Below are 6,146 nucleotides of genomic sequence, written 5' to 3'. Positions count from 1 at the left end.
CTCCTCTACTCCTCTGCTCCTCTGCTCCCCTGCTCCTCTGCTCCCCTGCTCCCCTGCTCCCCTGCTCCTCTGCTCCCTCCCCCAATTACTTCGATACTTCAGCTTTTTCCTTTTCTTCTGGAATTAATTCCACAACGGTGCGTTTAGAGAAGCCCCAGGCTAAGATGATGCCGATGGCGGTCACTACGAGCCATTCTGGTGGGACTAAATCATCGTTGATGACTTTTAATAAGAGACGTAAACCGACAAAGGCTACAGTGATGTAACCTGCGTCTTCTAAGTTTGTATATTCATCTAACCAGCGGATAAATAATCCAGCCATAAATCGCAGGGTGATAATCCCAATGGTTGTACCGGTGATGACCAACCATGTTTCTTGAGAAACGGCGATCGCTGTTGTTACACTATCCAAGGAAAAAGCTAAATCTGTAAAAGCAATTACGGGTATAGCTTGCCACAGAGATTTAAAACGTGGCCCGTGATGGTGATTGTCTTCATCTTCTTGGGAACTGAAGTGTTGAAATACTAGCCATAACAGATAAGCCGCACCCAATAGTTCAAATTGCCAAAATTTCTGTACCCAGGTAGCTGTTAACAGTAGGGTAATGCGGAGAACATAAGCGAAGACTAACCCAATGTTAAGGGCTTGACGTTCTAGTTTTTTGTCTTCTAGTCCTTGGGCGATCGCAGCGAGAGCGATCGCATTATCAGCCGATAGTACCGCCTCTAAAAATACTAATATTGAGAGGACTATAAAAGCTTCAACACTGAAATGAAAATTTAAGTAATCAAATATTTGGTCTAACATTCCAATTTCTCAGGCAAAAATTCAGAATTTACAAAAAAGGGAATAGGGAATAGGGAACAGGGAACAGGTGACAGGGAACAGTGTCATTATTTCCATACTTCCATTTATCTTAACGTGCATTTAGCCCACTTTTAACGAGTAACTTTTGTTACTAACTGCTCATTGCCCCCCTGCCCCCTCTTAATTGCTTGATATGTCAGGAGAACATGACATTATGGTAATTCTTATTATTAACTATTGTTTTCCTCACTAATTCCACAGGATTTCCACAGGTAATTTTAGACTTTTCCACAGATGTTCTACGAGTTAATCAGTCATTGCTGACTTATTGGGGATTGTGAATTTTTCCCTACTAACAGGCTGGATAACTGAGTTTTTATAAAGTTATGTAACAAAAATATAGTTGTAAGCCTTATTATTTCGTCGAGATTTATTTTTGACTGCTAATTGTTAACATTTCGCAGCATTGACAAATCCCCCCCTGGTGAGCGCAAAATGATGAGTCTTAAGTTTGATTTCATTCGGCATCTGAATTTTGTGTTCTGGTTTATTTTAATTTCCCCCCTCCGTCCTTCACAGGGTATGAAACAGCCCTCAGTAAAACTGAACACAAATAACTTCTCTTGATTGATCTACAGGAAAATTTTATGAACACCACAGTCCCTATCTTTACCGAAATTCCCGAAACATTACAGGAATCCATGAACAACTACCTAGAAACCCATCCTGATTGGGATCAAAACCGGGTCTTAACAGCGGCTTTATCGTTATTTTTGTTGCAAAATGGTGAGAGCGATCGCCGAGCCGCTCGTGTTTACTTAGAAACTTTATTTCATCAATAATCCATAGAAACACTGGATTAAATAAATTTAATCCCACACCTTCAATGCGTGGGATTGGCGGGGGTTTACAGGTGGTAGTCAAATTTTAGGCAGAAGTAGCGCATTCAAATTTGTAACCTACACCACGAATAGTATGAATTAATGTTGATTGAGTCGGATCTATTTCAATTTTCTTCCGAATTTGACCGATATGAACATCCACAACCCGCTGATCCCCAACATATTCATAGTCCCAAACTTCTTGAATAAGTTCGGAACGTCGCCAAACTCTAGCTGGGTGACTAGCGAGAAAATATAATAAGTCAAATTCCAGAGCAGTTAAGGGAACAGGTTCGCTATTAAGCATTACTTCCCGTCGTATAAAATCAATTGTTAATTTGTCAAAAATCAAGCGTTGCTGTTCGGCATTAGTTACAACTCGCTGTCGCCTTAAAATAGCTGCTACTCTTACCTCTAACTCTCCCAAACCAAATGGCTTAGTCAGATAGTCATCAGCACCTTTAGCAAAACCGCGAATTTTATCACCTTCGTCGGTTCTACTGGTTAGAAGTAGTACAAATACGCCACTACGACTCTGCATTTCTTGACAAAGGTTAAAACCAATCACATCGGGCAGATTAACATCTAAAATTACTAAATCGGGATTAAATTGTTCAAACATACTCATCCCAGTCTTCCCGTCTTCGGCGGATTCAACTTGATAATTTTGTTTGAGCAAAAAGCGTTGGATTAAATTCCGAACCGCAGGATCGTCGTCAACTACAAGAATCTTAGCAAGAGCCATAGGGATTAGTTTTTATAAAAGTGCATAGGATTAACCAACATGATTGCGTACAACCGCAGGTTCTACTTTGGTAGTAATTCAAAATTTACAGGCAAGAGCAATGATGATCCTGATTATTTGCATAAAATGTGATTTTTATTATGGATAGGGAAGAGGTAAATATGCTGGTATAGCAAAAGTTATGAGTAATTCAGTCTTGTTGAATTTATGTGCGGTTGACCTGACTCATGCTATTATTCTAATGGGTAGATAAAATTGCCTAAGACATATAATTCAGATAGTTACTGATCTAGTTGTTGTCTTTATTTCTATAAAATCTAAAGTTGTTTTTCTGTAAAATAAAAAGTGCCGCTGATTAAGGCTAAAGTAATAACCTCCCATGAGTGATCAAAGTCCCTACGAAAAACTTGGGGTATCGGAAGACGCAAGCTTCGATGAAATCCAGGATGTTCGGAATCGCCTGTTAGAACAACATGGTGGTGATGGCAATGTCCGAGAAGTTATTGAAGCCGCTTATGATGCGATTTTAATGGAACGCCTGCGGATGCGCCAAGAAGGTAAGATTAAAGTGCCTGAGCGCATCCGTTTTCCAGAAATGCGAGTTTCATCGTCTCCTCAAACAAGTCAATCTCTTGGTCAGCAGTCTCCTGCATGGCTACAGCGAAGTCTGGATCAGCCCACGTTAACTGATGTCTTGCTACCAGGTGCTTTGTATCTAGGTTTAGGTGCAACGAGTCTGTTGTATCCGGGTAGTGGCGGTCAGGTGTTGCAACTATCCTTGGTAGTTGGGGTGGGTGTTGGTATTTACTTCCTCAATCGCAAGGAAGGAAAGTTTGGTAGAGCAGTTTTATTGACGCTAGTGAGTTTAATTGCTGGTTTAATTGCTGGTGGTCTGATTGCTGGCTTGATATTACCATTGCCAGTGATCAATATGACGGCGAATCAGTTTTCTACATTGTTGACTTTTATCTTGCTGTGGTTAGTAAGTAGTTTTTTACGTTAGGTAATGGGTAATTGGTTAACGTGAATTCGATGAACCTCACCCCAACCCCTCTCCGTGTTGGAGCTATCGTGTACACACAAGTTAAATTACCCCCCTTAATCCCCCCGATGCTTTGGCTACGGTGTACACACAAGTCTTAAAATTCCCCCTATGACTTGGTTTCGTTATCTAATTTTAGGCTGTGCGGTAGCGTTCGCGGTAGCGTCTCGTTCGCGGTAGCGTTCCGAAGGAATAGAGATAGCGCGACCTAAGAATAGCTCTGGAAGTCTTTCATTGCCTTCCCGTAGCGTCTCCCACAGAGGAGGAATAACGAAGCGCTCCGTAGGAATCGCAAAAACCACGGGATTATGTGATTACTTGCGCTCGTAATGACAATTTTAGGGGTCTATAACGCCTGAAACCCTTGCAGATACCACTTGTGTGTACACCGTAGCCCCTTGGCATCGGGGAGGGTTAGGGTGGGGTAATTTGAGGAATAATGGTGATTCGATAACTTCTGTGTACACCGTAGCCTCTTAGGAGAGGGAAAAGGAATAACATTTAATACTGGAGAGGTTTACCAGAGGGGTTTCATATTTGGTTAAACTATGAACCGTTTGCAGTATACACTAAGTAATTGGACAAAAATATTTACAGTCATTGCGAGCGAAGGGAAGCAATCGCAAGGGTTGTGATTGCTTCATTTCACTTCGTTCCATATGGCTAACGCCACGCGGCGCTAACGCAATGACAAAATAACCTGATGGGAAAAATATTTTGAGTATATTTACTCATGCTGAATGTGGCTTGCATAGTTAATCTCCATTTTGGAATTTACAATTATTACCAGCCATTTAACCCAAGAATTTTATGTTTTATTAGCTGATAAGCATAACCTAAAGAATGAGCAATTGGCATTGTTAATAAGACTATTCCACAGAAAAACCAGCGACTTAAAAAGGATGGTATTTTACCTTTATCACCTCGCCAAATTTCTGACTCGAAACTAGTTCTTGATTTTAATGTGACTCGCAGACTTTCTAAAAATGGTAATAACAGCCCTAAGATAACTAATATTACCATAGGTAGCCCCAGTCGAGGAAACAGTAAATCAATTAACAACAATAAAGTTATTGATGATATTACCAAAAATGGTACTATGCCTCTTATTTGGGACTTAATAGAGTGTTTGATGCTGGTTAAATAACGACCTCGACCGTATTTAAAATATTGAATATAGAGAGACTTGAATGTTTTTCGGGGATAGTACCAAACACGGATTTTGGAACTGATGTAGATTGCATTTTGGTCTTTTTTAAGTAGTTTTTGGTTGAGTTCCGCATCTTCATTAGCAGTTGCTTCTGTTGAATAACCTGATACTTCTGTCAAAGCCTTTTTCCAAAAACATCCTAAATAAACAGTTTCTGCATAACCGTTATAATTTGGGTCTCTATATTTTGCTCCTCCACTGCCTAAAATACTCTTGGAACTTAGAGCTATTCCCGCTTGAAAAAGTGTGTTAGCCGCAAAACGTTGCGCTCCACCAACATTCAGAGATTGAGATAACAATAATGCTTCGACGCACTTTTCAATATATTCAGGTGCGTAATCTGAGTGAGCATCGGCTCTAAGGAAAATATCACCCGTGCATTCCTGTAACATGAGATTTAGTCCAGCAGATTGAACCTTTAAAGGGTTATGTATGAGTTTAATTCGGGAATCTTGTGTAGATAATCTTTTTACTATCTCTTGAGTGTTGTCATTACTCCCACCATCAGCGATTATGACTTCAATTAAATTCTGATATTCTGTTGCTAAGAAACCTTTGATTACTCGTTCTAAGTAGGTCAACAGGAAAATTTAAAGGTATGTAACGGTATGTAAAGTTGTCTCAATGCGATATTCTGATTGAGTTTCAGCCATTTTATAAAACGCAATACCCCTCATTTTTATTTTGTTCACCTACTTATATTAGCTGATTCGTTGTAGGTGGGAATGGCAAGAGAAACGGCGGGTAAATTATTCACGGGATTTTATTTTTTTGTAAAACCAAATCATGCGATAGTATAAATTCCAAATCAAATCATAGCACTCAAAGTAAATATTTTTCCAGGAGGATGCTTTAGGGCGATCTTCTAAATAATGAAATATATTTTCATTCTTTAAAAGTTTGGTTCCTCTCCACATCAGTTGTCTTTTAGAAATCAGATGTATATCTAATAGAGGAGGATTAGAGAAAGACCCAATAGGTAAAGCATAGAACCTATCATTTATTTCATTAGCCCGTTGCAGACCTCCACGTTTCTCAATATCCCATGCTGTTTCACCAGCTTTCAAAATTTTCAGCAAAGTTTCTTTCTTCCATAAAGCAACTGTCATAGAAATGCGGTAACGAGAGCCTTTAGGAAGTTCTCCTATTTCTTCTGCTTCATTTACCAAAGCTGGAGGATTACAAGGAATCAGCTTCAAGTACCCCGCATTTTTTGATTGAGCTAACTGAATTAGCTTTACTAATCGAGCAGTATCTACAGGAATCGCAGGAGGACGATCCTCAACCCAAAAAATAACCCATTCTTGTGGAATTTGGTTTAGTGCTTTGATGAGGTTAGAACTGTAATCAATATCAGGATTAATGAGTATAGATGATACACGATCATCTGGATATTCGAGAGTATTAGAAACTAAATAAATTGGGTATGGACTAGTGTGTTAATTCTGTGAATCCTTTAC

At 39.5% G+C, this 6,146-nt stretch carries 6 protein-coding genes; 2 read left to right on the top strand and 4 right to left on the bottom strand.

The genetic code is table 11. From position 1 onward, the window contains the following. Nucleotides 1-85 precede the first annotated feature (85 nt). Nucleotides 86-808, bottom strand: coding sequence for a TerC family protein (locus tag FJR05_RS18780; RefSeq protein ID WP_168645528.1), 723 nt, complete (start codon nt 806-808; stop codon nt 86-88). A gap of 647 nt (nt 809-1,455) precedes the next feature. Between FJR05_RS18780 and FJR05_RS18775 the strand changes: the two genes are divergently transcribed. Beyond that, entirely contained in the window at nt 1,456-1,650 is a 195-nt protein-coding gene (locus FJR05_RS18775; RefSeq protein WP_168645527.1) for a DUF2811 domain-containing protein, read from the top strand. A gap of 85 nt (nt 1,651-1,735) precedes the next feature. Here the strand turns inward: FJR05_RS18775 and FJR05_RS18770 are convergent, their stop codons facing one another. Next, nucleotides 1,736-2,434, bottom strand: a complete 699-nt coding sequence (locus FJR05_RS18770) for a response regulator transcription factor (protein WP_168645526.1) — start codon at nt 2,432-2,434, stop codon at nt 1,736-1,738. A gap of 379 nt (nt 2,435-2,813) precedes the next feature. Between FJR05_RS18770 and FJR05_RS18765 the strand changes: the two genes are divergently transcribed. After that, nucleotides 2,814-3,437 (top strand): CPP1-like family protein, encoded by a 624-nt coding sequence (locus FJR05_RS18765; protein ID WP_168645525.1) that lies wholly within the window; start codon nt 2,814-2,816, stop codon nt 3,435-3,437. Nucleotides 3,438-4,259: 822 nt separating this feature from the next. Here FJR05_RS18765 and FJR05_RS18760 read toward each other — a convergent pair. Together FJR05_RS18760 and FJR05_RS18755 are read right to left on the bottom strand one after the other, a co-directional pair. Next, nucleotides 4,260-5,267, bottom strand: a complete 1,008-nt coding sequence (locus FJR05_RS18760) for a glycosyltransferase family 2 protein (RefSeq protein ID WP_254446979.1) — start codon at nt 5,265-5,267, stop codon at nt 4,260-4,262. Nucleotides 5,268-5,435: 168 nt separating this feature from the next. Then, complete coding sequence (locus tag FJR05_RS18755) at nt 5,436-5,855, bottom strand: hypothetical protein (protein WP_168645524.1); 420 nt, start codon at nt 5,853-5,855, stop codon at nt 5,436-5,438. Between the last annotated feature and the right edge of the window lie 291 nt (nt 5,856-6,146).

Source organism: Dolichospermum sp. UHCC 0259 (assembly GCF_009711935.1).
Taxonomy (GTDB): Bacteria; Cyanobacteriota; Cyanobacteriia; order Cyanobacteriales; family Nostocaceae; genus Dolichospermum.
Note: the sequence above shows the minus strand (reverse complement) of the source record. Positions and strands in the feature narration are given on the sequence as shown.

Excerpts from the sequence above, each read along its gene's own strand:
- FJR05_RS18780 (WP_168645528.1), bottom strand. The coding sequence starts at position 808 with ATGTTAGACCAAATATTTGATTACTTAAATTTTCATTTCAGTGTTGAA.
- FJR05_RS18775 (WP_168645527.1), top strand. The coding sequence starts at position 1,456 with ATGAACACCACAGTCCCTATCTTTACCGAAATTCCCGAAACATTACAG.
- FJR05_RS18770 (WP_168645526.1), bottom strand. The coding sequence starts at position 2,434 with ATGGCTCTTGCTAAGATTCTTGTAGTTGACGACGATCCTGCGGTTCGG.
- FJR05_RS18765 (WP_168645525.1), top strand. The coding sequence starts at position 2,814 with ATGAGTGATCAAAGTCCCTACGAAAAACTTGGGGTATCGGAAGACGCA.